The organism is Streptomyces sp. NPDC090119 (assembly GCF_044747085.1).
In the GTDB taxonomy this organism is placed as follows: domain Bacteria; phylum Actinomycetota; class Actinomycetes; order Streptomycetales; family Streptomycetaceae; genus Streptomyces.
On sequence record NZ_JBIVDK010000003.1, the window covers coordinates 41,525 to 67,986 of the forward strand.

A 26,462-nucleotide genomic window follows, 5' to 3' on the forward strand; every position below is an offset into this window, starting at 1 on the left:
CGAGCCGGGAGTTACCTGGCATACGTGGAAAGTGCGCACGCACGGCACACGGGGGCCACACACCGGGCACAGCGACGGACAGCCGGCGGATTGGGGCGCTACCTATGACACCTACGCTCGTGCGGGAGCACCTGGCCCACGCGGGTTCCGCACCACCCCGCGTGAACCCCCGCAAACGCGCGCGCGACTGGTCGGAGATCCAGGAGCGGATGCTTCTCCCGCTCCACGAGACCGTCCACGAGCGCCTCGAAGTGGGACCGGGCACCCGACTGCTGGGCCTCGGCTGCGGCTCGGGGCTCGCCCTGCTGCTGGCGGCCGCCAAGGGCGCGGCCGTCACCGGCGTCGACTCCCGCCCCGAACACCTCGCCCTCGCCCGCGAACGCCTGGACCCGGACGGCCCCCTGGACGCCCGGCTGGTCCAGACAGACTCCCCCGCGGCCGCGACCGACGACGACACACCCTCGTACACCCTCGTGACCGCCTACGAGACGGTCGGCGCCCTCGACGACTCCGACGACCTCGGGGACACCCTCGCCGCCGCGCTGCCGCTGGCCGCGCGCGGTGCCGCCGTGGTGCTGGCCGGCTGGGGCCCGCCGGAGCGGTGCGCCACCTCCACCGTGCTGCGGGTGGCCGCCAAGCTCGCCGAGCCGCGGCACGGCTGGCGTCCGGCCCGCCGCGACGACCTGGAGGAGGTCGCGCTGCGCGCCGGGCTGAAGCCGGACGGCTCCGGCCGGGTGGCGTGCCCGTTCGGCTACGCCGACACCGACAGCGCGGTGCGCGGGCTGGTGTCGACCGGGCTGTTCGACGCGGCGATCGCGGCGACGGACCGCAAGCAGGTCGGCAAGGAACTCACCGAGTCCCTGCACCCCTACCGGCGCCCGGACGGCACGGTCTGGATGCCGAACGTCTTCCGCTACCTGATCGCCCGCGTGCCCTAGGCGGCACCCCCTACGCGCGAGGGCGCCCCTTCAGCAAGAAGGGGCGCCCTCGGCACGTACGCGGGACTGGTGTCAGCCCATGAACTTCTTGAACTCGTCGGGGAGTTCGAAGTCCTTGCTGCCCTGCTGGGGCAGACCGAGCGCGTTGCCGCCCTGCGCGGCGGCCTCGCGGCGCTGGGCCTCCTCCAGCTCCTGCTGCTGGCGCTTCATCGGGTTGCCCGAACGCTGCTTGCCCTTGGCCTTCTTCGGCTGCTTCTTGGTGCGGCCGGGGCCGCCGCCCATGCCCGGCATTCCCGGCATACCCGGCATCCCGCCGCCCTGGGCCATGCGGGACATCATCTTCCGCGCCTCGAAGAACCGCTCCACCAGGCTCTTGACCGCGCTGACCTCGACACCGGAGCCCTTGGCGATACGGGCGCGCCGGGAGCCGTTGATGATGTTCGGGTCGGTGCGCTCGGCCGGGGTCATCGACTTGATGATGGCGGCCGTGCGGTCCACGTCCCGCTCGTCGATGTTGTTGATCTGGTCCTTGATCTGGCCCATGCCCGGGAGCATGCCGAGCAGCTTGCTGATGCTGCCCATCTTCCTGACCTGCTCCATCTGGGACAGGAAGTCGTCCAGGGTGAAGTCCTGGCCCTTCTTCGACGCCAGCTTCGAGGCCATTTTCTCGGCCTCTTCCTGACTGAACGTCTTCTCCGCCTGCTCGATCAGGGTGAGCAGGTCACCCATGTCGAGGATGCGGGAGGCCATCCGGTCGGGGTGGAACGCGTCGAACTCGTCCAGCTTCTCGCCGTTGGACGCGAACATGATCGGCTTGCCGGTGATCTGCCGGATCGACAGGGCGGCGCCACCGCGGGCGTCACCGTCGAGCTTGGAGAGCACCACGCCGTCGAAGCCGACGCCGTCGCGGAACGCCTCGGCGGTGTTGACCGCGTCCTGGCCGATCATGGCGTCGACGACGAAGAGGATCTCGTCCGGGGAGACCGCGTCACGGATGTCCGCGGCCTGCTGCATCATCTCCTGGTCGATGCCCAGGCGGCCGGCGGTGTCCACGATCACGATGTCGTGGACCTTGGCCTTGGCGAACTCGATGGAGTCCTTGGCGACCTTGACCGGGTCGCCGACGCCGTTGCCCGGCTCGGGCGCGTACACCGCGACACCGGCGCGCTCGGCGACGACGCTGAGCTGGTTCACGGCGTTGGGGCGCTGGAGGTCGCAGGCCACGAGCAGCGGGGAGTGGCCCTGCTCCTTCAGGTGGCGGCCGAGCTTGCCCGCGAGCGTGGTCTTACCGGCACCCTGGAGACCGGCCAGCATGATCACGGTCGGCGGCTGCTTGGCGAAGCGGAGTCGGCGGGTCTCGCCGCCCAGGATGGTGACCAGCTCGTCATTGACGATCTTGAGCACCTGCTGGGCGGGGTTCAGGGCCCGCGAGACCTCGGCGCCGAGCGCGCGCTCCTTGACGTTCTTGATGAACGACCGGACGACGGGGAGCGCGACGTCGGCCTCGAGGAGCGCGATGCGGATCTCGCGGGCCGTGGCGTCGACGTCCTCCTCGGACAACCGGCCCTTGCCGCGGAGATTTTTGAACGTCGCGCTGAGACGGTCGGAGAGAGTATCGAACACGGCGGCGTCGGTCCTCGAGGTCGGGGTCGTTTTGGGCTGCCCTCCAGGGTATCCGCCCCCGCAAGCAAATCGTCCCCGCCTGCCAGGCACAGCTGGCGGGCGGGGACATAACCCCGCACCGGCAGGGACCACGTCGCATCCACGTCGGCTTCTGTCAGCAGACCCGGATCACCCCCGCGCCAGCGGGGAGCACGTCCGATTAACGAACAGAGCACCCCGCAAGTTACGCCCGCAGCGCCTCCTCCAGCGCCCGCGCCGTCGCCGTCGCGTCCTCCGGGGGCAGGGGGGCGCCGGTGCCGCTGGTGACGTAGAAGGCGTCGACGGCGTTGGCGCCCAGGGTGCTGACGTGCATGCTCCGGACCCGTACCGCCGCCTTCTCCAGGGCGGAGCCGATGCGGAAGAGGAGGCCGGGGGCGTCCTGGGCGCGGACCTCGATGACCGTCGCGTGGCGGGAGGCGGCCGGGGCGACGGTGACGCGTGGGGGTGGGGCGGTGCGGCCGCGGCGGCGGGGGTAGGCGGCGTCGCGTTCGGCCAGGCGGGAGGTGATGTCCAGGGTGCCGTCGAGGGCGCGGACGAGGTCGGCGCGGAGCCGGGTGGCCTGCGGCAGGGAGCCGTACTCGGCGGCGACCCGCCAGTCGAGCAGCAGGACGGAACCGTCGCCGGAAGTGTCCACGTCGTCGGGCAGGCGCAGCGTGCGCAGCCCGCCGGTGCGGACGGTGAGCCGGTGCAGGGCGAGGACTCCGGCGAGGGCGGGCAGGACGCCGGGCTGGTCGGGTACGGCGATGACCAGCTCGACGCCGAGCGGTTCGCCCGTCTCGGCGGGGTCGTCCGGCGGGGCGGGTTCGGCCTGGGCGCGCAGGGCGAGGACGGGTCCGCCGGTGCGGTGGGCCTCGATGGCGAGGCGTTCCTGTTCGGCGGTGGGGGCGGCGGTCTCGGGCTCGGTGTCGGGGTGTTCCCCGGCGAGCAGGGCGGCCACGCGCCCGACCAGGTCGGAGACGAGGGAGCCGCGCCAGGTGGACCAGGCGGCGGGGCCGGTGGCGAGGGCGTCGGCCTCAGTGAGGGCGTGCAGCAGTTCCAGGGTGCTCTGGCTGCCGACGGCGTCGGCGACGGCGCGGACGGTGGCGGGGTCGTCGAGGTCGCGGCGGGTGGCGGTCTCGACCAGCAGCAGGTGGTGGAGGACGAGGGTGGCCAGGACGGTGACGTCGGCGCGGTCGAAGCCGAGGCGGGCGGCGACGTCGCGGGCGATGATCTCACCGGCCACCGAGTGATCGCCGGGCCAGCCCTTGCCGATGTCGTGCAGCAGGGCGGCGACGAGGAGGAGGTCGGGGCGGCTGACCCGGCGGGTGAGGGCGGAGGCGCGGACGGCGGTCTCGATGAGGTGCCGGTCGACGGTCCAGAGGTGGACGGCGTTGCGCTGGGGGCGGCAGCGGACGCGTTCCCAGTCCGGCAGCAGGCGGGTGATCAGGCCCTCTGCCTCCAGGGCCTCCCATACGTCGACGGTGGGGCGGCCGGAGCCGAGCAGGGTGATGAGCTGTTCGCGGGCCTCGGCGGGCCAGGGGGTCGGCAGGGGGCGCGTCGTGGCGGCCATGCGCCGCACGGCGTGCGGGGAGAGCGGGAGGGCGGCCTGGGCGGCGGCGGCCGCGGCGCGCAGCGGCAGGACGGGGTCGCGTTCGGGCCGTGCGGTGCGGGCGAGGACCGCCTCGCCGTCCTGCTCGACGACGCCCTCGGCGAGCGGGGTGCGTTCGGCGACGGGTTTGCCGCCGCCGAGCATGGCGCGCAGCCGGGGCCGTACGGCGCGGGCGCGCAGCACGCGGTTGACCTCGCGCCAGGTGACGTCTCCGGCGTACGAGATCACGCGGGCGGACTCGTAGACCTGGCGGAGGAGGGTGTCGGCGTCGAGGAGGCCGAGTTCGGCGGCGACCTGGTCCTGTTCCTGGAGGGCGAGGCGGTCGGTGGCGCGGCCGGTGACGAGGTGGAGGGCGTCGCGGGCGTCGAGGAGGCGGCGGCGGGCGTCGGCGAGGCCCTCGCGGGGTGCGTCGGCGAGCCAGGAGGCGGCGACGGCGCGCAGTGCGGTGGCGTCGCGGAGTCCGCCTCGGGCTTCCTTGAGGTCGGGTTCGAGGAGGAAGCGGAGTTCGCCGTGGCGTTCGGCGCGTTCGGCGCAGAGTTCCTGGAGTTCGGGGAGGCGTTTGGGGGCCTGGTTGCGCCAGTCGGCGAGGATCGCGGTGCGCAGTCCGGCGGTGAGGCCGAGGTCGCCGGCGAGGTGGCGGGCGTCGAGCAGGCCGAGCTGGACCTTGAGGTCCTCGCCCGCGGTCTTGCGGGCTTCGGCGGGGGTGCGGACGGAGTGGTCGAGGCTGATGCCGAGGTCCCAGACGGGGTACCAGAGCCGGTCGGCCAGGGCGGCGACGGCGGCGGGGTCGCTGCCGTCGTGCAGGAGCAGCAGGTCGAGGTCGCTGCGGGGGGAGAGTTCGCCGCGTCCGTAGCCGCCGACGGCGATCAGGGAGATGCCCTTGGCGGCGGGGGCCGCGGCGGTGAAGAGGCCGGTCAGCCAGTCGTCGGTGAGCCCGGCGAGGGCGGTACGGCGCGGCGGCCCGGACCGCGCCTCCTGGTTGAGGAGGTGCAGCCGGGCCGCCGCGTAGCCGCTGGGTCCCGTGTCGTCGGTCTCTTTACGGTCGTCCGTGCGCGTCACCCAGCGACTCCTGTTCTTTTCCTCGTGCTCAGAGCGCGTCCGGGCCGCGCTCGCCGGTGCGGACGCGGACGGCGGTCTCGACCGGCAGGGACCAGACCTTGCCGTCTCCGATCTTGCCGGTACGGGCGGCCTTGACGACGACGTCGATCAGCTGCTCGGCGTCCTCGTCCTCGGCCAGCACCTCGATGCGGATCTTGGGGACGAGGTCGACGGTGTACTCGGCGCCACGGTAGACCTCGGTGTGCCCGCGCTGGCGGCCGTAGCCGCTGGCCTCGGTGACGGTGAGGCCGTGGACGCCGAACGCCTGGAGGGCTTCCTTGATCTCGTCGAGCCGGTGCGGCTTGACGACCGCCGTGATGAGCCTCATGCGTCCACCTTCTTGATCTTCGCGGCGGCGAGCGCCTGGGCCGTGCTGCCGCCGACGACCCCGCCGCCGGTGCCGCTGAAGTCGTACGCGGTCTCGGCGTGCTGGGACTGGTCGATGCCGGAGACCTCCTCGTCCTCGGGGACCCGCATGCCGATGGTCTTGTCGAGGAGGAAGGCGAGGACGGCGGAGGCCAGCAGGGAGTAGGCGAGGACGGCGAAGACGCCTGCGCACTGCTTCCAGAGCTGGTCGAAGGTGTGGTCGCCGTAGAAGACGCCGGTCGCTTCGGACTGGCCCTTGCCGGTGGCGAAGAAGCCGATGAGCAGGGAGCCGACGATGCCGCCGACCATGTGGACGCCGACGACGTCGAGGGAGTCGTCGTAGCCGAACTTGAACTTGAGGCCGACGGCGGCGGCGCAGGCGACTCCGGCGATGGCGCCGACGGCGATCGCGCCGAGCGGGGAGACGGCGCCGCCGGACGGGGTGATGGCGACGAGTCCGGCGACGGCACCGGAGGCGGCGCCGAGGGTGGTGCAGGCGCCGTGGCGGATCTTCTCGTAGGCGAGCCAGGCCAGCATGGCGGCGGCGGTGGCGACCTGGGTGTTGACGAACATCAGGGCGCCCACGCCGTCGTCGTTGCCCAGCCAGGACCCGGCGTTGAAGCCGAACCAGCCGAACCACAGCAGTCCGGCGCCGAGCATGACCAGCGGCAGGCTGTGCGGGCGCATCGGGTCCTTCTTGAAGCCGACGCGCTTGCCGATGACCAGGATGACGCCGAGGGCGGCGGCACCGGCGTTGATGTGGACGGCGGTGCCGCCCGCGAAGTCGATCACGCCGAGTTTGTAGGCCCAGCCGTCGGAGGCCCAGACCCAGTGGGCGACCGGGATGTAGACGACCGTGACCCACAGGGCGATGAACAGGGCCCAGGCCGAGAACTTGACCCGGTCGGCGAGGGCTCCGCTGATCAGGGCGGGGGTGATGATGGCGAACATCATCTGGAAGACCATGAAGACGAACACCGGGATGGTGTAGTCCGGCCAGAGTTCCGTCAGCCCGATGTCGCTCAGTCCGAGCCAGTCGGCGTTCCATCCGAGGAAGGCGGACCCCGAGCCGAAGGCCAGGGAGAAGCCGTAGAGCACCCAGAGGATGGTGACGATGCCGATGCTGATGAAGCTCATCATCAGCATGTTGAGGGTGCTCTTGACGCGGACCATGCCTCCGTAGAAGAAGGCCAGACCCGGTGTCATGAGCAGCACCAGGGCGGAACAGATCAGCATGAAGCCTGTGTTCGCGGAGGACAGTTTGGGTGCCTCCGCGGCAAGCGTGATGGCTGCTGCCATCGGCGTCTCCTCATCGGTTGTACGGCCCCGTGCGGGCGGTGCCTGGGCGGTCCGGTCAAGTGAGGGGTGGGCCGGTTATGCGCCAGAGACTGACGCAGCGCGGTTTCGACCGGGGCCCCTGACTGTTTCGCGGGGGTGACGAAGGCACCTGGCGTGTTACGCGTCCATGAACTGCCCGCTGCCGGGCACACCGGTCGTTATCGTGGCGCAACCGGCGCCGGGGTGGCCGTAGCGACAGGCGGGCGGGGGCATACGTGAACCGGCCGCGTCCGGCCTCTCGATGACCTGGCATGGGGGAGCCGAGTCGGGCAGTTCGGGAGGACCGGCCGCGGCCGGGGCATGGGGGTCGTGCGGGCCGCTCAGCCCGCGTCGGCGCTCTCCGGGAGGTCGACGGCGAGCTGTTCGGTGAGGTCGACGACGACGGCGAGGTCCCCGAAGTCCCGCACGGCCGCGCCGACCGTCTTGCGGATACGGGTGTTCACCCGCTCGGAGCGGACCTTGCGGGCGGTCTCCATGGCCTGGGAGGCGTAGGCGCTGCCCCGCTCCGGTTCGCGCTGGAGGAGGTGCACGGTGGACATGCCGATCAGGTTGAGCGCGTAGGACCGCTGGTGTTCGCCGTCCTTGGCGAACAGGTCGACGGCGCGCTCCATCAGCGGCTGGGCGAGCGAGGCGTAGGTGGGGCTGCGGCCCGCGACGTAGGCGAGGTCGCGGAAGGAGTGGGAGTTCTCGCCGTGCAGTTCGGCCTCGGAGAAGAACCTGATCCAGTCGGGGTCCGGCTCGTCCCAGTCGTCGGCGTCGGCGAAGGTGTCCTCGGCCATGCGGACGGCACGCTTGCACTTGCCGGGCTGGCCCATGTTGGCGTAGGCGCGGGCCTCCATCGCATACAGCATGGACTGGGCGCGCGGGCTGGCGCAGTCCCGGCTGCCGTACTGGGCGAGGTGGATGAGTTCGAGCGCGTCGTCGGGGCGGCCGAGGTGGATCATCTGGCGGCTCATGCTGGAGAGCACGTAGGAGCCGAGCGGCTTGTCCCCGGCTTCCTTGGCGGCGTGCAGGGCGAGGACGAAGTACTTCTGCGCGGTGGGCTGGAGTCCCACGTCGTACGACATCCAGCCGGCCAGTTCGGCGAGTTCGGCGGCGACCTTGAACAGCTTGCGGGTGGTGGCCTCGGGCTGGGGTTCCTGGAGGAGGTCGGTCACCTCGTGCAGCTGGCCGACGACCGCCTTGCGGCGCAGGCCGCCGCCGCACTGGGCGTCCCACTGGCGGAACATCTTGGTGGTGGCCTCCAGCAGCTCCAGCTCCGGGCGGGAGAGGCGGCCGGGCCTGCGGGGCTCGTGGAGCGGGTCGGGCTCGGGCGGGCCGGACGAGGAGGGGGTGGGGACCAGCCAGCGCTGCATGGGCTCGATGAGCGCGGGGCCCGCCGACAGGCCGAGGGAGGTGCCGAGGAAGCCGCGCCGGGCGAGCATCAGGTCGCTGCGCGAGAACTCGCTCAGCAGCGCGACCGTCTGCGGGCCGGTCCAGGGCAGGTCGACGCCGGACGCGGAGGGCGACTGGCGGGCGACGCGCAGGCCGAGGTCCTCGACGGAGACGACGCAGCCGAAGCGCTCGGAGAACAGCTCGGAGAGGATGCGCGGGATGGGTTCGCGCGGGTTCTCCCCGTCCAGCCAGCGGCGGACCCGCGAGGTGTCGGTGGAGATGTGGTTGGCGCCGAGCTGTCGGGCCCGGCGGTTCACCTGGCGGGCCAGCTCGCCCTTGGACCAGCCGCTGCGTACGAACCACGAGCCGAGCAGGTCGTTGGGGCGCTTGTCAGCGTTCGCCCCGCCACCGCCGTTGCCGCTCACTGGAACGCCCCCATCCCCTGAATCCACCTGTCGCCGGATGCGCCAAGCCCTATCAGAATGCCGGTGAAGCGGGCCGCCCGTACGGTGGTTCTCACCCTTCGAACGAGCTGACGGCTTGCCTCCGGCATACCCATGAGTGCATGTGCCCCCGGGACTCGCACACTCACAGTAATCCCACGATCACCCTTCCAGCCACGGCGATCCTTGAAACGCCACCATTCGCCACCCCTTCGAATGAACTCACGATGACCGCCGCGCGCTTCACTTGACACCGGGCGACCGACAGTGGGCGGAAGGAAGCGCGTGGGGGCGCACGAAGCCCCGTTCACCACCGTTCGTGCCGCGATGCGCCGCCTTGTCCCGGTAGAGGTGAGGGAAAGCGGGAGTCGAGGAGTTACGTTCCGCATCCCTCTCGCTCCTTTTCGTAACCACCGGCGCGCTGTACCCGTTGGAGGGGGCATGGGCTTCACGATCGGCGGCATCCGGGAGATCCGCTCCGGCACGCGTCGGCGCGGCCGCACGCCGGAATGCACCACGGCCGCCGAGTTCACCGGCCTGTGGGGCTGGGACGTGGTGCCGGGGGCGCGTGCCTCGGGCGGCGCCTGCTCCTGCGGACGTGCCGACTGCCCGGAGCCGGGCGCGCATCCGCTGGACTTCGCGCCCCGGGTGCCGGCCGGGGCCACCCTGGACGAGGCGAGCCGGGCGTGGGCCGAGGTGCCGGGCGCGTCGGTGATGCTGCCGGTGGGCGGCGCGTTCGACGTGATCGAGGTGGCGGAGGCCGCGGGGCGCCGGGCGCTGGTGCGGCTGGAGCGGATGGGGCTGCCCCTCGGTCCGGTCGCCGCCACCCCGGAGGGCCGCGCGCACTTCCTGGTCGCCCCCGGCACCGCCGCCGAGCTGCCCCATCTGCTGTACCGCATGGGCTGGGACGACCCCGAGGCGCTGGACCTGCGCGGCCTGGGTCCGGGTGCGTACATCACCGCCCCGCCCTCCGACCGGGGCGGCCTCGGCCCGGTGCGCTGGCTCCGGCCGCCGGTGCTGGACGGGGCGACGCGCCCTCCGGCGGCCCGGCTGCTGCTGGGCACGCTGGCCTATGTGGCGCACCGCTCGGCCGCCCCGGCGTAGCGGACGCGGTTCCTCGTACGGCGAAGCGCCCGTCCCCCGGTTCTGGTGGGGGCGGGCGCTTCGGCGTGGTCGCGGGCGGGGTGGCGGGGTTCAGTCACCGAGGAGCGCGTCGACGAACGCCTCCGGGTCGAACGGTGCCAGGTCGTCGGCGCCCTCACCGAGGCCGATGAGCTTGACGGGGACGCCCAGCTCGTTCTGCACGGCGATGACGATGCCGCCCTTGGCGGTGCCGTCGAGCTTGGTGAGCACGATGCCGGTGATGTCCACGACCTCGGAGAAGACGCGGGCCTGCACCAGACCGTTCTGACCGGTGGTGGCGTCCAGCACGAGCAGCACCTCGTCGAGCGGGGCGTGCTTCTCCACGACGCGCTTGACCTTGCCCAGCTCGTCCATGAGGCCGGTCTTGGTGTGCAGGCGTCCGGCGGTGTCGATGAGCACCACGTCGACGCCCATCTCCTTGCCCTCCTTCACCGCGTCGAAGGCGACGGAGGCGGGGTCACCGGCCTCCGGGCCGCGCACGGTGTAGGCGCCGACGCGCTCGCCCCAGGTCTGGAGCTGGTCGGCGGCGGCGGCGCGGAAGGTGTCGGCGGCGCCGAGGACGACGGTGCGGCCGTCGGCGACCAGGACGCGGGCGAGCTTGCCCGTGGTGGTGGTCTTGCCGGTGCCGTTGACGCCGACGACCATCACGATGCCGGGCTTGCGGCTCTCCGGCTCGGTCTTGACCTCGCGGTCCATGTCGGTGCCGACGAGCTTGAGGAGCTCCTCGCGGAGCAGGCCACGCAGTTCCTCGGGGGTGCGGGTGCCGAGCACCTTGACGCGTGCACGCAGCCGCTCGACCAGCTCCTGGGTGGGCTGGACGCCGACGTCGGCGGTGAGGAGGGTGTCCTCGATCTCCTCCCAGGTCTCTTCGTCCAGGTGCTCGCGCGACAGCAGCGTGAGCAGGCCCTTGCCCAGGGCGTTCTGGGAGCGGGAGAGACGGGAGCGCAGCCGGATCAGACGTCCGGCGCTGGGCTCCGGGATCTCGATCTCGGGAGCCTTCTCTGCGGCGGGGGGCTCCTCGACGGTGGTGGGGGCGCCGCCGCCCGGGAGGTCCACCTCCTCGATGGTCCGGCGTTGTTCGTCGCTCGGGGTCTCGGCCTCGTCGCCGACGCGGGGTTCGGCCGGGGGCGCGGTCAGGTCGGGCTTCGACGGCGGGGGCGGCGGCAGCGGCTTCTTGAGCCTGCTGGTGATGAGGAGCCCGCCGAGCGCGCCGAGCACGACCACGGCGATGACTACAGCAAGGATGATGGTTTCCATAACCCGACCAGTATCGGCCATGGTGTATCCGACGAAAGGGCTTCCACGCAGCGGGCATTTCCTCCAGGAGACAAATGCCACAGGGGTGATGGAGTCGGATTAAACTACGATGACTTTGGCTCCGCTCCGCGCGTCGAGCCCGTCGTCCTCGTCCCCCACCGCTAGGACACTCCCCCTCCATGAGCAAGACGGCCGCGCGCGAGGGCGCGCTGGAAACCCGTGGCATCGAGCCGGTCCCCGATCACGAACGCACCGCGCGCACCCGCGGGCTCTTCCCCACCTGGGTGGGGGCCAACATCAGTGTCCTGCTGCTCACGATGGGCGCGAGCCTGGTCGTGACGTACCACCTGAACTTCTGGCAGGCCCTCGTCGTGGCGGCCGTCGCGCCGCTGGTCTCCTACGGCCTGGTCGGGCTGATCGGTATCGCGGGCAAGCGGGGTGCCGCGCCGGGCATGGCGTTGTCGCGGGCGGTCTTCGGTCAGCGGGGCAATCTGCTGCCCGGTTCGCTGATCTGGGTCGCCCGCTGGGGCTGGGAGACGATCAACGCGGTGACCGGCGCGTACGCGCTGCTGACCATCCTGGACCTCGCGCTGGGCATCAAGGCGAACGGCGTGCTGGACCTGGTCACGCTGCTGCTCTTCGTGATCGCCACGTTCGTGATCTCCGGGCTCGGCATCAACGCCGTGCAGAAGTGCAGCAAGTACGCGACGTACCTGTTCGGTGTCTTCTCGGTGCTGGTGCTGGGGTACCTGGCCGTGCACACCGACTGGTCGCGGGTGCTGCACGGGAGCGCGGGGTCGACGGCGTCGCTGATCACCGCCGTCGGGATGATCGCCGCGGGTGGCGTGAGCTGGATTCCGTCCGCGCCGGACTTCACGCGCTATCTGCCGCGTACGGCGTCCTCGCGGGCGATCGTCGGGCAGACCGTCGGCGGCGCGGGCATCGTCGTGCTGCCGCTGGTGCTGATGGGCGCGGTGATGGCGGTGGGGACGCCGGACCTGGCCTCGGCCTCCGACCCGGTGTCCTTCCTCGGCACGATCCTGCCGCTGTGGATCACCGTGCCGTATCTGCTGATCGCGGTGGTCGGCATGCTGCTGATCAACTCGATGTCGATGTACTCGGCCGGTTTCACCGCGCAGACGCTCGGCTTCAAGATCCCGCGCCACTGGGCGGTCTCCGTCAACGCCGTGATCTCGCTGGCGCTGGGCGGTGTGCTGATGCTGGTGGCGTCGAGCTTCATGGGCTCCTTCATCGCCTTCCTGTCGATGCTCGCGGTGGCCTTCTCCGCCTGGACCGGCGTCTTCGGCGCGGACATGCTCCGCCGCAAGGAGTACGACGCCCGCGCCCTGGCCGACACCACCCGCACCAGCGCCTACTGGTACCGGGCGGGCTTCTCCCCCGCGGCGGTCGCCGCCTGGGCGATCGGCCTGGTCTCGGGCCTGCTGTTCACGACGTCCGACTGGTTCACCGGTCCGCTCGCGAAGAACAACGTCATCGGTGAGTACGGCCTCGGCTGGATCGCCGCGATCGTCGTCTCCGCCGCCCTGTACCTGGCCCTTCCGAAGCCCCGGGTCGCCCCGCCGACCCCCGCCCCGGCTCCGGCCGAGGAGCAGATCCCGGCGACGGTCTGACCCCCCGCCCCACTTCGAAGGCCCCCTCCGCGGAGGGGGCCTTCGGGTATCCAGGTCGAAGGATGGTCTGTCGGGGAGTCGGCTTCTCCCCGACACGATCGTGCTGTTCGTCGCCGGTCGCGCCGACCAGGGGGTGTCCCGCCGATCATGGCTGTAGCAGGATGCTTTCCATGCTTGATGTGCGAAGGGGCCGTGCCGCGTAGAACCCCGGCGTCACTTCGGCCGCGGGAACGTGGTTCTTGGAGTCCCTGGGTGCGTTATCGCGATGTCTCCGGCCTGTCGGGGGCGGCGAACGCGGCCGTCCGCGCGCTGGAGCGGGACCGAATGGCACCGGGCATCGTGTCTGTCTCGCTGAGTGTGTGGTCGGTCCGCGTCCACGGCATCGAACGCCGGTGGAAGCGGTGGGAGGCGGAGTTCGCCTGCCCGTGCTGCGGCGAGGGCTGAACCCGGGACAAGCTGCAGGAGGCGCTGTTCATGTTGCCGCCGAAGGCGGCCGCCGAGCTGTATGTGCAGGTGGAGCGCCTGGATGAGGTGCTACTCGGGCGGACGCACCACGAGCCCACGGCGGGTCCGGAGTTGCCCTGGTGGCATCGCCGGTGCTGACCGGACCCGGCTACGTAAGACAACACCGCCCCCACCCCCGGCAGTGGCCGGGATGGGGGCGGTGGAGGTGCGAGGAGAGGGGCAGCGGGGACTTGGCCCTTCTCCTCGGGTCCGAGGGGGCGGTCAGCCCATCTCCTCCAGCGTCTTGCCCTTCGTCTCCTTGACGAACTTCAGGACGAACGGGATGGAGAGCGCGGCGAAGATCGTGTAGATCACGTACGTGCCGGACAGGTTCCAGTCGGCCAGCGACGGGAAGCTCGCGGTGATGGCCCAGTTGGCGATCCACTGCGCGGACGCGGCGACACCGAGGGCGGCGGCGCGAATGCGGTTCGGGAACATCTCGCCGAGGAAGACCCAGACCACCACGCCCCAGGAGAGGGCGAAGAAGAGGACGAAGACGTGGGCGGCGACGAGGGCGACCCAGCCCTGCGTGGCGGGCAGCTTGCCGTCGACCAGGTGGTACGAGAACGCCCAGGCTTCCAGCGCGAGACCGATGACCATGCCGACCGAGCCGATGAGGGCCAGCGGCTTACGGCCGATCCGGTCCACGAAGATCATGGCGATCACGGTGCCGATGATGTTGATGATCGACGTCGTGAAGGAGTACAGGAAGGAGTCCGTCGGGTCGACACCGACCGACTGCCACAGCGTCGAGGAGTAGTAGAACGCGACGTTGATGCCGACGAACTGCTGGAAGACCGAGAGGCCGATACCGACCCAGACGATCGGCTTGAAGAAGAAGCTGCCACCGAGCAGGTCCTTGAACGAGGACTTGTGCTCGCTCTTCATGGCGTGCTCGATCTCGTTCACGCGGGCGTCGAGGTCGACATCCTTGCCCTCGACCTCGGTGAGGATCTCGCGGGCGCGCTCACGGCGGCCGACGGAGAGCAGGAAGCGCGGGGACTCGGGGATGGCGAAGGAGAGCAGGCCGTAGAGGACGGCCGGGATCACCATGACGCCCAGCATGACCTGCCAGACCTCGAGGCCCATCAGCTTGCCGCGCTGGTCGCCGCCCGCGGCGTTCAGCAGGCCCCAGTTGACGAGCTGGGAGATGGCGATGCCGATGACGATCGCGGCCTGCTGGAAGGAGCCGAGCCGGCCGCGGTACGCGGGCGGGGCGACCTCGGCGATGTAGGCCGGGCCGATGACCGAGGCCATACCGATGGCGAAACCACCGACGATGCGCCAGAAGGCGAGGTCCCACAGCGCGAACGGAAGGGCGGAGCCCACGGCGCTGATGGTGAAGAGCACGGCGGCGATCTGCATGCAGCGGATACGGCCGATCCGGTCGGCTATGCGGCCGGCGGTGGCGGCACCGATGGCGCAGCCGATCAGTGCGATGGCGATGACCTGGGCCAGCGCGGCGGAACCCACGTCATAACGGTCGCGGATGGCCTCGACGGCGCCGTTGATCACGGAGCTGTCGTAGCCGAACAGGAAGCCGCCCATCGCGGCCGCGGCCGCGATGAAGATGACGTGCCCGAGATGTTCGGGGTGAGCCGACCTGGCTCCTGGCTGGGGTGCCTGCGCTGTGCTGGTCACGTGTAACTCCTCGGGCCACGGCAACGCTGCCGGGTGGGGGCGAGCCCTTCCAGGTTCCAGTGGCGCACAACTTGGCGCCACTTACACCTGAAGGTAAAAGCAACGTTGCAGAGACTATGCCTTCAAGTTTCGAAGTCAATACCTAGATGACTGTGACTTAAGAGATAGCGACATGCGGAAGTCGTTCAAGAAGTAAACGCATGCTTAATTGATCTTGGTGGAACGACTACAGAACGGCTAGCGCAGCCGCTGTGAGATGACCTTCGACACACCGTCGCCCTGCATCGAGACGCCGTACAGCGCGTCGGCGACCTCCATCGTGCGCTTCTGGTGGGTGATCACGAGCAGCTGCGAACTCTCCTGGAGCTCTCGCATCAGCCCGATCAGCCGCTGGAGATTGGTGTCATCGAGCGCCGCCTCGACCTCGTCCATGACGTAGAAGGGGCTGGGCCGGGCCTTGAAGATCGACACCAGCATCGCGACGGCCGTCAGCGACCGCTCGCCGCCGGAGAGGAGGCTCAGCCGCTTGACCTTCTTGCCGGGCGGGCGTGCCTCCACGTCCACCCCGGTGGCCAGCATGTCGTCCGGGTCGGTCAGCACGAGCCGGCCCTCACCGCCGGGGAAGAGCCGGGCGAAGACGCCCTCGAACTCACGGGCGGTGTCCCGGAACGCCTCGGCGAAGACCTGCTGGACCCGCTCATCGACCTCCTTCACCACCTTCAGCAGATCGACCCGCGTCTTCTTCAGGTCCTCCAGTTGCTCACTGAGGAACTTGTGCCGCTCTTCCAGCGCCGCAAACTCCTCCAGCGCGAGCGGATTGACCTTGCCGAGCTGCTGGTAGGCACGCTCGGCCGCCTTCAGCCGCTTCTCCTGCTCCGCGCGGTAGAAGGGGCGGGGCTGGTTACGGGGGTGCTCGGGGTCCTCCGGCAGCTCCTCGCCGTCCGCCGGGAGCGAGGGCGGCACCGGCTGGAGCGGACCGTACTCGGCCACGAGACCCTCGGGCTCGACCCCGAGTTCGTCCAGCGCCCTGGCCTCCAACTGCTCGATCCGCAGCCGCTTCTCCGCGCCGAGCACCTCGCCCCGGTGCACCGAGTCCGTCAACTTGTCGAGTTCCGCCTTGAGTTCACGCCCCGCACCGCGCGCGTCCGTCAACTCCCGCTCCTGGGCCGCCTTGGCCGCCTCCGCGCTGTCCCGCTCGCCCTGGGAGCGGCCGAGGGACACCTCGATGTGCGCCAGCAGCTGCCGGGCGCCGTCCGCGACCGCCCCGGCGACGGCCGCCTCGTGGCGCAGCACGGCCCGCCGCCGCTCCGCACGCGCGCGTGCCTCGCGCTCCGCGCGGGCGGCCCGGTCCAGCGAGTCGGCCCGCCCGGCGAGCCCCTTCACCCGCTCCTCGTGCGTACGCACCTGGAGGCGGGCCTCCATCTCGGTCTGCCGCGCGTTGGCGCCGTCGGCGGAGAGCCGGTCGCGTACGGAGGTGTCGGGCTCCTCCTCGGCCGGCATCTCCTCGGCCGTGGCCAGCCGCTCGGCCAGCTCCTCCGCCTCGGCCACGGCCCGCTCCAGCGCCTCCTGGGCGCGGGCGGTGGCCGCGGCCGACCGCTCGGCCTCGCCCGCGGCGCCGCGCGCCTGCCCGGCGAGGCGGCCGAGCTGCTGGGCGACCGTCGACTTCTCCCGGTCGGCGGCCCGCCGCCGCTCCCCCACGTCCTCCACGAGCGCGGCGGCCTCCGCGCGCACCCCGGCCGCGGCCTCCTGGGCCCGCGCCAGTTCCCCGCACCGCACGGCCAGCTCCGCCAGCTCGGCGGCGGCCTCGTCCACGGCGGCCCGCACCTCCAGCAGACTGGGCGCCCCGGCGGAGCCCCCTTCCGCGAAGTGCGCCCCGAGCAGATCCCCGTCGCCGGTCACCGCGACCAGGTCAGGCCGCGCGTGCACCAGCGCCTCCGCCTCCTCCAGCGTCCCCACCACGACGATCCCCCGCAGCAACCGCCGCACGGCGGGCATGACGTCCATGGGCCCACGCACGAGATCGGCGGCGAAGGGGTGCCCTCCGGGGGCCGGTGCGGGGGAACGTCCGCCGCCGCGAGGCCCCGTCGCGCGGGCGTCGGCGGGGGTGTTCCCGGCCGGGCCGCTGCGCTCCGGCCCGGCGGCCGTGGCAGGGAGGCGGCCGCTCCGGTCGGCCTCGGCGAAGGCGGTGCCGGGCGCGGTGGGCGGGTGCTCCTCCTCCGGGCCCCCTGAGACCAGCAGCGACGCCCGGCCCGCCTCCTCCTTCTGGAGGTGGCGGATCGCATCGACCGCGGCCGAGGGGGAGGTGACGGCCAGGGCGTTCGCGGCTGCTCCGAAGGCGGCGGCGAGGGCGGTCTCGTGGCCGGGGGTGATGGTGAGGAGTCCGGCGGCGGGGCCGAGGACGCCGGTGAGGCGGGCGTCCAGCAGGGCGCCGGTGCCGTCCTTGCGGCGCAGACCCAAGGCGAGGACGTCGTGGCGGGCGCGCAGGGCGGCCCGTTCGCGTTCGGCTCCGGTGACGGCCTCGCGGGCGGCGCCGAGCGCGGCCTCCGCCTCGGTCAGCCGGAGCCTGGCCGATGCGTGCCGGTCGGCGAGATCGGCGTCGTCCGCGTCGAGCCCGTCGACCTCGGCCTTCAGCCTCTCGTACTCCTCCTGGGCGTGGACCGCGCGCTCCTGGGCCTCGTCGCGGCCTGCGGCCAGCCGGTCGATCTCGGCCTGGGCGGAGGCGGCGCGGGAGCGGGCGGCGCCCACCTTTCCGGACAGCCGGGCCAGACCCTCGCGGCGGTCGGCGATGGCTCGCGCGACGTCCTTCAGGCGGCGTTCCTCGGCGGTGAGCGCGCGTTCGAGTTCGGCGCGGTGGGCGACCGTGTCCTCCAGGGCGTGCCGGGCCGCCTCCAGGGCGGCTTCCAGCTCGGCCTCCTGCTCCCGGACGCGGGCGGCCTCGCGTTCGAGGTCCTCGGGGTCGCGGCCGCGCCGTTCCTCGGGGGGTGCGGAGGTGGCGCTGCGGACGCGGGCCTCGGCCAGCGAGACGGTGCCGCGCACCCGTTCGGCCAGCTGGGACAGCTCGTAGAAGGTCTGCTGGGCGCGCTGGAGGCGTGGGGCGAGGCGTCGTACCTCGTCCTCGACACGGGCCTCGCGCTGGAGGGCCTCGCGCAGTGCGCGTTCGGCGGTGTCCTTGCGTTCCTTCAGGGCGGCCTCGTCGGCGATCTCGGCGCCGAGGGCCGCGCGGAGCGTGACGAGGTCGTCGGCGAGCAGGCGCAGGCGGGCGTCGCGCAGGTCGGCCTGGATGACGGCGGCCCGGCGGGCGACGGCGGCCTGGCGGCCGAGCGGCTTGAGCTGGCGGCGGAGCTCGTCGGTGAGGTCCTGCACGCGCGCGAGGTTGGCCTTCATCGCGTCGAGCTTCCGCAGCGCCTTCTCCTTGCGCTTGCGGTGCTTGAGGACGCCCGCGGCCTCCTCGATGAAGGCGCGGCGGCCCAGGGGATCGGCGTGCAGGACGGAGTCCAGGCGGCCCTGGCCGACGATGACGTGCATCTCGCGGCCGATGCCGGAGTCGGACAGGAGTTCCTGGATGTCCAGCAGGCGGCAGGTGTCGCCGTTGATCTGGTACTCGCTGCCGCCGTTGCGGAACATGGTCCGCGTGATCGTGACCTCGGCGTACTCGATGGGCAGCGCGCGGTCGGAGTTGTCGATGGTGAGGGACACCTCGGCGCGGCCCAGCGGCGGACGGCCGGTGGTCCCGGCGAAGATGACGTCCTCCATCTTGCCGCCGCGCAGCGACTTGGCGCCCTGCTCGCCCATGACCCAGCTGAGCGCGTCCACGACGTTGGACTTGCCGGAGCCGTTCGGACCGACGACGCAGGTGATGCCCGGCTCGAAGCGGAGCGTGGTCGCCGAGGCGAACGACTTGAAGCCGCGGAGGGTCAGGGCCTTGAGATGCACACAGCCGGACTTTACCGGGCAGGTGCTATCTCACTCCACGAACACTCGCAACCCCACGGTTTCGCCCATGTACACGAAGGGCACACCATTTGTTGAAGGGGCTGAAAGGATGCGCGGGGGAAAGAACTGAGGGACGCCGAAGCGTCCCTGAGGACTCGGACGGACGGGCTTCGCCGTCCGGTCTACTTGAAGCGATGGCCACGGAAGCGGTTGATTCGGGCGGGCCCGACCGCTGCGACTGCTGGCGACGCGGCGATCAGGTGAGCGCAGGCTCCGCCTGGTGTGCGTCGATGCTCTCCATGATCCTGTCCTGAGAAGCGGCAGCCGTCAGCGCGTCGTTCTCCGTCTGGATCCGAGTGAGCTCGGATTCCAGATCCTGTACACGCTGCTGGAGCCGTCGCATCTCGGCGAGGAGTCGCGGGTCGGAGCCGCCGACGTAACCGAGAAGCGCCTTTGCCATGATGGATGGTCCTCCACACTGAGTGACCGACCGAAGCGGTTGGGTCGTGAGGGATTCGCACCCGGCATGCCTGGCACACGCTGGTGTTGCACTGCCGTTCGCCATGCCAAACAGCCAAGATGCGCGGGGCTTTCAGCGTCTCACCAAAAAGTTTGACGGTCAACACGATCACACCCCGTATTGGGGGGCGCACCCGCGGCGCGCGGCCGGTGGACGGCGGCGCTGCTGCTTCTGCGGGGCCCTCGGGGCGTGACGATCAGCTGTACTTCGGGAGCCTGCCACGCCGAGCCGTTCTTGGCAACCACCAGCCTGTTTCCCCTCCGGACCCCCCTCGCGCGGGGGTGCCGGAGGGGGGTCCGGGCGGGGTCGGATCAGCGGATGGCGAAGCCGTCGTATCCGCCGCGCGGTGTGTCCCAGATCTCGGTGACACCGTCGACGCGGCCGGGCGTGTCGGCGCCCTGGAGCCAGTCGAGCAGTCCCTCACAGCCCGCGCGGGGCCCCTCGGCGACCACTTGGACCCGTCCGTCGGCCAGATTGAGAGCAAAACCACTCAGCCCGCCGATCTCCAGCGCCCTGGCACGCGTGAACCAGCGGAAACCCACTCCCTGGACCCGTCCGCGTACCCAGGCGACCAGCCGTACTTCCTCACTCATGGCTGCAACCTAACCGCCGGATGTCCCGCGAGGCACACCCTGCCCCAGTGGCATGCGGTACCGTCCCGGTCCAATGACTCTCATCTAAAACTCACTCGATCGAGTGAGTGGGATCGGCCGGGGGGAATCCGCCGCAACCCGGCGTCGGCCGATCGCGAGAACGAGGAATGGGGCAGGGGCATGGGACGCCATCGACGATCCGGCACAGGGAGCACAGGGCCGGAGTCGTACGAACCCAGGGGTGCGGCGTCGTACCAGCGGCCGCAGGCACACGCCGGGACCGCCACCCGCAGCGCGGACTATCTGTACGCCACCGACGACGAGCGCCGGGCCCTGGAGGCCGACTTCGCCGCCAGGATCGGCACGCCGCAGCGCGGTCACCGGCGGGCCCGCAAGGCCGCCACCCCGGTGCGTACGGGTCTGCTGGGCGTCTCCGCCGCCGTCGCCCTCGGCACGGCGGCCGTGGCCACGGGCGCGGTGCCCGGGCTCCAGAACTACCGGATCGGCGGCACCAGCTCCGGCCCCGGTGAGACGGTGCAGGCGGTGGGCGCCCCCGGCAACGCGGCCAGCGAGCAGGGCGGTTCCACCGGCAGCGCGGACACCCCGAGCACCCCCGGTTCCCCGTCGACGGGCGACCAGCGCACCACGACTCCGGCGGCTCCGGCCCCGTCCGCCCCGGCGTCGGCCCCGACCTCCCAGGCCCCGGCGCCGAAGCCGACCCCGTCCAAGCCGGCCGCCGACCCCGCGCCCGACCCGAAGCCCAGCGAGCCGCAGACCAAGGCCCCGGCTCCGGAGCCGAAGGCGCCGGAGACCTCCGCGCCGGTCACCGCGTCCGCGCAGGCCGTCGCCGAGGCCGAGGTGCTGCGGCTGGTCAACGTCGAGCGGGCGAAGGTCGGTTGCACCCCGGTGGCGGCGGACTCCGCGCTCACCGGGCTGGCCGAGGCGTTCAGCGGCGACATGGCCGCGCGCTCTTTCTTCGACCACACCGACCCGGACGGCGCCACCCCGTGGGACCGCGCCGCGAAGGCCGGTATAACGGGCCTCGGCGGCGAGAACATAGCCCGCGGCCAGTCCGACGCCGCCGCGGTGATGGAAGCCTGGATGAACAGCCCCGGCCACCGCGCCAACATCCTCAACTGCGACTTCAAGACCCTCGGCGTCGGAGTCCACATGGCCACCGGCGGCCCTTGGTGGACCCAGGACTTCGGGTACTGAGGGCGCCGCGGGTCGGAGGGCTCAGCGCCAGCCTTTGCCATCATTCTCCAGTTCCGCGTCAGCGAACATGCGGTCCACGGCGGCCCGAGTCCGGCTACCGCTCGACGGCATCAGGTGCGTGTACGTCCGCAGCGTGAAGCCGGGGTCGTGGTGGCCCAGGTACTCGCTCAGAGCCTTGATGCTCTCCCCCGCGTCTAGGAGCACCCAGGCGTAGAAGTGCCGCAGCGCGTGCACCCCATTTGGCCCGGGCCACCGGCTCGACACCCGAGGCCCGAAGCGTCGACCGCCAGACTCGGTCGCTGAAGCGCGCCAGGTCCAGCAGGAACCCGGCGGTCCCGATGAAGATCAGCGATGCCGTGACGGGGCGGTCCGTCGAGCTTCTTCCAGGGCAGCGTGATCCGCTGCGCCGGGTGGCTCTTGAGGTGACGTGTCAGCGCGCCCTCGGGCGGAGCGAACACGCGTCGGCACAGCCGCAGCAGCTTGAGCGAGGTGGCCAACGCTCTGGAGGTCGAGGAGGGCGCATCGGTCGTTCAGCGTCGGCGCTTGTACCTCGATGAGGACGGCGTGATCGCCCTGTCCACGTCGTGGCTTCCGGGCGAGCTGGCCGAGGCCGCACCTGAACTGATCGTCACCGGGCCGCTGCCGAAGATGACCTTCGGCCTGATCGATGACCGGACGGGCCGTCGCGCGGTCAAGCGACGCGACTCGGTGTCGATCGCGGAGCTTCCGGAGGACGTGGCGCCTTTGCTGGAGCTGGCTCCCGGCACGCCCGTGCTGAGCATGGCCAATCACTACTGGGACCAGAACGGCCAGATCACCAAATACGCGCGGGACTACATGGGGCCCGATCGCGCCCTCGCCGCAGAGTACGACCTCCAGTAAGCCGCCCGGCGCCTGACCTGCCCGGCAGCCCCCGAGTTACGGGTTTCTCTACCTCATCAAGCCCCGGCTGCGCTCCGCCCGCGCTGCGCCGACGCGCGCCCTGGTGTGGGTCGGCCGGCGGCAAGAGGTCAGAACCATGTCGTGGCCGGGGCGGTCGGCTCCACGGCTTTAGACAGCCACTTTGGGGGGAGCCTCGAAGATCATGGCCTCAACGTCGTGCTTCAACGGGCAGGTCCACAGACTGCCCGACGCGCCGGAAGCTTACGGGGCCATGATCACTCCCCCCAAAAGCAGCTCCAGCCCAAAGCCGCTCCACCGACCTTCGACCTGCGCCAGACTAGCGCCGTGTCATATCTCAATAGCCCAACTGCGGTAGCAGCCGTGACGGCAGTATCCACGCTTGCGGCCTCAGGGCTCACTGGATGGATCAGCCTTCTTGTGCAACGTCGGCAGCTTGACTACCAGGCTGTTCAATCGACGGAAGAGCGCGCTGGCCAGCTACAGGAGAGCCGCAGAGAAGAGCGAAAGGCCGCTTACTCCGAGTTCATAACCCAAGCCGTACGGACGGCAGATGCCAATCTGGCAATGTGTCGGTCTGCGGCCAGCGACCCTGACGTCTTCGAACAAGCACGGGCTGAAGCTAAGGCGCACCTTGCCGAGCTATGGCCGATGGTTGCGCTAGTCAACGTCCTCGGCCCTGAGAGACTTGGGAAGCTGGCGGATAAGGTGCCCGCCGCCCTTTTTCGAGAGATGAGGCTTGCAGAGCAGCATCCGGGCGGGGCCTCCGCAGCCACTTCGGAGCTCGCAGACGAGCGTATGCGGGCCACGCGCGCCTTCGCTTCTGCTGCACGAGAACTCATGGAAAGCGCACCTACCTCACAGAGTGCTCAGGCATCGACAAGGCGCACGGGGCCGTTCCTGGGCCGCCCGAGGGAGCAAAACGACGACCAACGTTGACAGTGAACGACGTTAAATCTCTTCGGGTACTGAGGGCGCCACGGGTCAGACGCGGGCGTTCCGTCGTTCCGGCCGGAGTCGCTCCAGCGCCCGCGTGCTCGCGTAAAGGCTCTGGATCACCGACGTAGGCGGCGGTACATTGCCGCCATGATCAACCACCGAAAGGGCAATGCCGCGTAGGCGCCCCTCCGTCGTGCGGGACGATCTCCCCGTGCGCTTCCGCAGGCACTGCCGCGGTTACGAGTTCCCGGCGATCGACAGGCTGTCCGGCGCGTGCGCAGCCCACATTCGCAGGGTCGAACATCGGCGCTTCTGGCTGGGTGCCACGGACAAGGCGTTCTGGGACTGGGCTCGGCTGGCGCACGGCCCGCTCCGCGCGATCGCCGATCCCCGGACCTCGGACCGGTGCGGGATTCCGGAGTGTGGCTGCGATCCGAGCTACTCCCGCGACCATCTCGAAGAGATGATGCATGTTCTCCCCACGAAGTCGGCGCGAGAGCTGCGCCAGCTCGTCCGGGATCTCGACTCCAAGATCCTCCGACGGGCGAGAGTCATCAGCGCCCCCTCCCCCGACCTGCCGTGGTGGCGTCACCAGCTCTAGACCCCTCACCCGCACCCAGCGCCTCGATGCTCTCTCCGCTGGATACGGTGCACGCATGAATTCCGCCGAGTCGGCCTCGACACCCGCCCACCGTGATCCGCTGCTGAACACATTGGCGGAGGCCATGGCGCATCTCGTGGCTGCCGTGGACACCAGCACGGACGAGGAAGCCTCACCGGACGCGGCGGCCAGATGGTTCGAGTATCCGGCGTACCTCTTCGACCGTCTCGACCCGGAGGATCGGCGCCGACTCGCGGACCTGTTCCGCGAAGCGGCCATGCGGGAGCCGCGGGGGCCCTGGCGCGAGGCTCTGCTGGCCGTGCCGGACGGGTTCGGCCTGGACGAGGACGAGGACGAGGGCTAACTGCTGGTTAGTGCAACCTGGTGGTTAGCTCCCTGCTCGCCTACCCTGGGAGGCATGAGCGGGAGTATTCAGGAGCGGGCCGAGGACGGGTTCGACTTCGACGTGTTCGCCCGGGCCTGTCCCTCGCGGGGGACGCTGGAGCATGTCACCGGGCGGTGGGGTGGGCTCGCGCTTAGCGCGCTGTACGAGGGGTCGTTGCGGTTCAACGAGTTGCGGCGGCGGGTGGACGGCGTCAGCGAGAAGATGCTGTCCCAGACGCTCCAGGCGCTGGAGCGGGACGGGCTGGTGCGCCGGGACGCCCAGCCGGTCAACCCGCCCCGCGTGGACTACGAACTCACCGACCTCGGCCGGAAGGTCGCCGAGCGGCTGCTCGCGCTCATCGACTGCGTGGAGGGCGCCATGGACGAGGTCCTCGCCGCCCGCGCCCGCTACGACGAGACGCGCGGCGCCCGCTGACACTTCGGGCAGAAGTAGCTGGACCGGTTCATCCAGGGGCGCCGCAGCATCGGCGTACCGCAGCGGCGGCAGGGCAGGCCCTCACGGCCGTAGGCGTCCAGGGAGCGGTCGAAGTAGCCGGACTCGCCGTTGACGTTGACGTAGAGGCTGTCGAAGCTGGTGCCGCCGACTTCGAGGGCCGCGTTCATCACGTCCCGTACGTGGCCGAGGAGTTCGGCGGTGACCGGGCGGGTGAAGGTGGCCGTGGGGCGCTCGTAGTGCAGGCGGGAACGCCACAGCGCCTCGTCCGCGTAGATGTTGCCGACCCCGCTGATCAGCGACTGGTCCAGCAGGGCGCGCTTGATCGTGGTCCGCTTGCGGCGCAGCGCCTGGTGGAACACCTCGTCGTCGAAGACCGGGTCCAGCGGGTCGCGGGCGATGTGCGCGATCACGTCGGGCAGGCCCTCGGCGGTGTTGTCGTGCAGCGAGAGACCGCCGAAGGTGCGCTGGTCCACGAAGCGGAGCTCGGTGCCGAGGTCGTCGGCGAACCGGACCCGGACCCGGAGGTGCTTCTCGTCCGGTGTCGCGTGCGGCTGCACGAGCAGCTGGCCGCTCATGCCGAGGTGGGCGAGGACGGACTGCCCGGTGTCCGCGAGCGGCAGCCACAGGTACTTGCCGCGCCTGCTGGGCGTCCCGAACCGGTGCCCCTTCAGCCGGTGCGCGAAGTCGTCGGCCCCCGCCAGGTGCCGCCGCACCGCACGCGGATGCAGCACCTCGGCCTCGGCGACGGTACGCCCCTCGACCCATCGCTCAAGACCCCGCCGGACGACCTCGACCTCGGGCAACTCAGGCATCGACAACCCCCTGTGGAAAACCGTGAACCGGGTGGAAGAACCGAGCGCCCGCCCCCGTCGGACGGGGGCGGGCGCTCGGGGACGTGCTGGGTCAGGCGGTGGCGGACGACGGTGCGTCGTCCTGGACGGCCTCGGCGTCACCGGACTCGCCGGTCGCCTTGGCACGCTCGTCCGCGGCGGCCTTGATGGCCCGCCAGGCGGACTCGGCGGCCTGCTGCTCCGCCTCCTTCTTGCTGCGGCCGGTGCCGGTGCCGTACGAGACGCCCCCGACGCGGGCAGCAGCAGTGAAAGTCTTCTCGTGGTCAGGACCGGTCTCCGTGACCAGGTACTCGGGCACGCCGAGCCCCTCGATCGCGGTCAGCTCCTGGAGACTGGTCTTCCAGTCCAGGCCGGCTCCGAGGTTGGAGGACCTGTCGATCAGCGGGTCGAAGAGCCGGTGGACCAGCTCGGACGCCGCATCGAGGCCCTGATCGAGATAGACCGCGCCGATCACCGCTTCCAGGGTGTCGGCGAGGATGGATGCCTTGTCCCGGCCGCCCGTGCCCTCTTCACCACGGCCGAGCCGGATGAAGGAACCCAGGTCGAGGCCACGGCCGACCTCCGCCAGCGCACGCGAGTTGACCACCGCGGCCCGCAACTTGGCCAGCTGGCCTTCGGGCAGGTCGGGGTGGATGCGGTACAGCGTGTCCGTGACGACGAGACCGAGCACGGAGTCCCCGAGGAACTCCAGCCGCTCGTTCGTCGGCAGACCGCCGTTCTCGTACGCGTAGGAACGGTGGGTCAGCGCACGCACCAGAAGGGCGGACTCGACGTGGTAGCCGAGCCGCCCTTCCAGAAGCGTGTGGGACGAGGCCATATTGTCCGCCGGGGCACTCGCACGTCGGCGAGAGCTGTTCATTCCGGCGTCTTCCGCCTTCTTGGCAGTGGACACAGTGCCTCTCACCAGCCCGCTCAGACTTCGAGGACCTGGCGCTTGTTGTAGGTGCCGCAAGACGGGCACGCGATGTGCTGCTGCTTGGGCTCGTGGCAGCGCTCGCACGCAACCAGGGTGGGGACCGCAGCCTTCCACTGCGACCGGCGGTGGCGCGTGTTGCTGCGCGACATCTTCCGCTTCGGAACAGCCAC

The 26,462-nt window shown here is 71.0% G+C and carries 22 protein-coding genes; 9 read left to right on the forward strand and 13 right to left on the reverse strand.

The genetic code is table 11. From position 1 onward, the window contains the following. Window positions 1–104 precede the first annotated feature (104 nt). Window positions 105–938, forward strand: a complete 834-nt coding sequence (locus ACIPPM_RS12860) for a class I SAM-dependent methyltransferase (protein WP_401446593.1) — start codon at window positions 105–107, stop codon at window positions 936–938. A 72-nt stretch (window positions 939–1,010) separates the two neighbouring features. Here the strand turns inward: ACIPPM_RS12860 and ffh are convergent, their stop codons facing one another. From ffh to ACIPPM_RS12885, 5 genes are all read right to left on the reverse strand, one after another. After that, complete coding sequence (ffh, locus tag ACIPPM_RS12865) at window positions 1,011–2,561, reverse strand: signal recognition particle protein (protein WP_401446596.1); 1,551 nt, start codon at window positions 2,559–2,561, stop codon at window positions 1,011–1,013. Between the two features lie 223 nt (window positions 2,562–2,784). Continuing rightward, window positions 2,785–5,247, reverse strand: a complete 2,463-nt coding sequence (locus tag ACIPPM_RS12870) for a [protein-PII] uridylyltransferase (RefSeq protein WP_401446599.1) — start codon at window positions 5,245–5,247, stop codon at window positions 2,785–2,787. 28 nt (window positions 5,248–5,275) lie between these two features. Beyond that, entirely contained in the window at window positions 5,276–5,614 is a 339-nt protein-coding gene (locus ACIPPM_RS12875; RefSeq protein WP_130332690.1) for a P-II family nitrogen regulator, read from the reverse strand. Beyond that, a complete protein-coding gene (locus tag ACIPPM_RS12880) occupies window positions 5,611–6,951 on the reverse strand; it encodes an ammonium transporter (RefSeq protein WP_401446603.1) in 1,341 nt (446 codons plus the stop codon). Before ACIPPM_RS12880 ends, ACIPPM_RS12875 begins: the two co-directional genes overlap by 4 nt. 359 nt (window positions 6,952–7,310) lie before the next feature. Continuing rightward, on the reverse strand, window positions 7,311–8,789 hold the full coding sequence (locus tag ACIPPM_RS12885; protein ID WP_401446606.1) for a hypothetical protein: 1,479 nt from the start codon (window positions 8,787–8,789) through the stop codon (window positions 7,311–7,313). A gap of 459 nt (window positions 8,790–9,248) precedes the next feature. Here ACIPPM_RS12885 and ACIPPM_RS12890 point away from each other — a divergent pair, with 459 nt between their 5' ends. After that, window positions 9,249–9,911, forward strand: coding sequence for a bifunctional DNA primase/polymerase (locus ACIPPM_RS12890; protein WP_401446609.1), 663 nt, complete (start codon window positions 9,249–9,251; stop codon window positions 9,909–9,911). Window positions 9,912–10,001: 90 nt separating this feature from the next. Here ACIPPM_RS12890 and ftsY read toward each other — a convergent pair whose 3' ends face one another. Continuing rightward, a complete protein-coding gene (ftsY, locus tag ACIPPM_RS12895) occupies window positions 10,002–11,207 on the reverse strand; it encodes a signal recognition particle-docking protein FtsY (RefSeq protein ID WP_401446612.1) in 1,206 nt (401 codons plus the stop codon). A gap of 179 nt (window positions 11,208–11,386) precedes the next feature. On the opposite strand from ftsY, the gene ACIPPM_RS12900 reads away from it, so the two are divergent. Beyond that, on the forward strand, window positions 11,387–12,838 hold the full coding sequence (locus tag ACIPPM_RS12900; protein ID WP_401446615.1) for a cytosine permease: 1,452 nt from the start codon (window positions 11,387–11,389) through the stop codon (window positions 12,836–12,838). Between the two features lie 252 nt (window positions 12,839–13,090). Further along, the gene (locus ACIPPM_RS12905; protein ID WP_401446618.1) at window positions 13,091–13,282 is read left to right on the forward strand and encodes a hypothetical protein; all 192 of its coding nucleotides are present in this window, start codon (window positions 13,091–13,093) and stop codon (window positions 13,280–13,282) included. 282 nt (window positions 13,283–13,564) lie between these two features. Here the strand turns inward: ACIPPM_RS12905 and ACIPPM_RS12910 are convergent, their stop codons facing one another. The 4 genes from ACIPPM_RS12910 to ACIPPM_RS12925 form a co-directional block, all read right to left on the reverse strand. After that, window positions 13,565–14,983 carry a sugar porter family MFS transporter gene (locus ACIPPM_RS12910; RefSeq protein ID WP_401446621.1) on the reverse strand — a complete coding sequence of 473 codons (1,419 nt, stop codon included), beginning with the start codon at window positions 14,981–14,983 and terminating at the stop codon, window positions 13,565–13,567. Window positions 14,984–15,220: 237 nt separating this feature from the next. Further along, window positions 15,221–18,916, reverse strand: a complete 3,696-nt coding sequence (locus ACIPPM_RS12915) for an AAA family ATPase (protein WP_401446624.1) — start codon at window positions 18,914–18,916, stop codon at window positions 15,221–15,223. 256 nt (window positions 18,917–19,172) lie between these two features. Beyond that, on the reverse strand, window positions 19,173–19,376 hold the full coding sequence (locus ACIPPM_RS12920; protein ID WP_388994898.1) for a hypothetical protein: 204 nt from the start codon (window positions 19,374–19,376) through the stop codon (window positions 19,173–19,175). 371 nt (window positions 19,377–19,747) lie between these two features. Beyond that, window positions 19,748–20,029, reverse strand: a complete 282-nt coding sequence (locus ACIPPM_RS12925) for an acylphosphatase (RefSeq protein WP_393595980.1) — start codon at window positions 20,027–20,029, stop codon at window positions 19,748–19,750. A gap of 180 nt (window positions 20,030–20,209) precedes the next feature. On the opposite strand from ACIPPM_RS12925, the gene ACIPPM_RS12930 reads away from it, so the two are divergent. From ACIPPM_RS12930 to ACIPPM_RS12950, 5 genes are all read left to right on the forward strand, one after another. Then, complete coding sequence (locus tag ACIPPM_RS12930; protein ID WP_401446629.1) at window positions 20,210–21,244, forward strand: CAP domain-containing protein; 1,035 nt, start codon at window positions 20,210–20,212, stop codon at window positions 21,242–21,244. A 489-nt stretch (window positions 21,245–21,733) separates the two neighbouring features. Continuing rightward, a complete protein-coding gene (locus ACIPPM_RS12935; RefSeq protein ID WP_401446632.1) occupies window positions 21,734–22,126 on the forward strand; it encodes a UTRA domain-containing protein in 393 nt (130 codons plus the stop codon). Window positions 22,127–23,294: 1,168 nt separating this feature from the next. Next, window positions 23,295–23,684 (forward strand): hypothetical protein, encoded by a 390-nt coding sequence (locus ACIPPM_RS12940; RefSeq protein ID WP_401446635.1) that lies wholly within the window; start codon window positions 23,295–23,297, stop codon window positions 23,682–23,684. 55 nt (window positions 23,685–23,739) lie between these two features. Further along, a complete protein-coding gene (locus ACIPPM_RS12945; RefSeq protein WP_401446638.1) occupies window positions 23,740–24,048 on the forward strand; it encodes a hypothetical protein in 309 nt (102 codons plus the stop codon). A 54-nt stretch (window positions 24,049–24,102) separates the two neighbouring features. Then, window positions 24,103–24,504, forward strand: coding sequence for a winged helix-turn-helix transcriptional regulator (locus ACIPPM_RS12950; protein ID WP_401446641.1), 402 nt, complete (start codon window positions 24,103–24,105; stop codon window positions 24,502–24,504). Here the strand turns inward: ACIPPM_RS12950 and mutM are convergent. The 3 genes from mutM to rpmF all read right to left on the reverse strand — a co-directional run bounded on the left by mutM (window position 24,477) and on the right by rpmF (window position 26,462). Further along, complete coding sequence (gene mutM, locus ACIPPM_RS12955; protein WP_401446644.1) at window positions 24,477–25,337, reverse strand: bifunctional DNA-formamidopyrimidine glycosylase/DNA-(apurinic or apyrimidinic site) lyase; 861 nt, start codon at window positions 25,335–25,337, stop codon at window positions 24,477–24,479. The two genes, ACIPPM_RS12950 and mutM, sit on opposite strands and share 28 nt — an antisense overlap. Window positions 25,338–25,428: 91 nt before the next feature. Continuing rightward, on the reverse strand, window positions 25,429–26,280 hold the full coding sequence (rnc, locus tag ACIPPM_RS12960; protein ID WP_401446647.1) for a ribonuclease III: 852 nt from the start codon (window positions 26,278–26,280) through the stop codon (window positions 25,429–25,431). An 8-nt stretch (window positions 26,281–26,288) separates the two neighbouring features. Further along, window positions 26,289–26,462: a 50S ribosomal protein L32 gene (gene rpmF / locus ACIPPM_RS12965; protein WP_003951102.1), complete on the reverse strand. Its 174-nt coding sequence runs from the start codon at window positions 26,460–26,462 to the stop codon at window positions 26,289–26,291.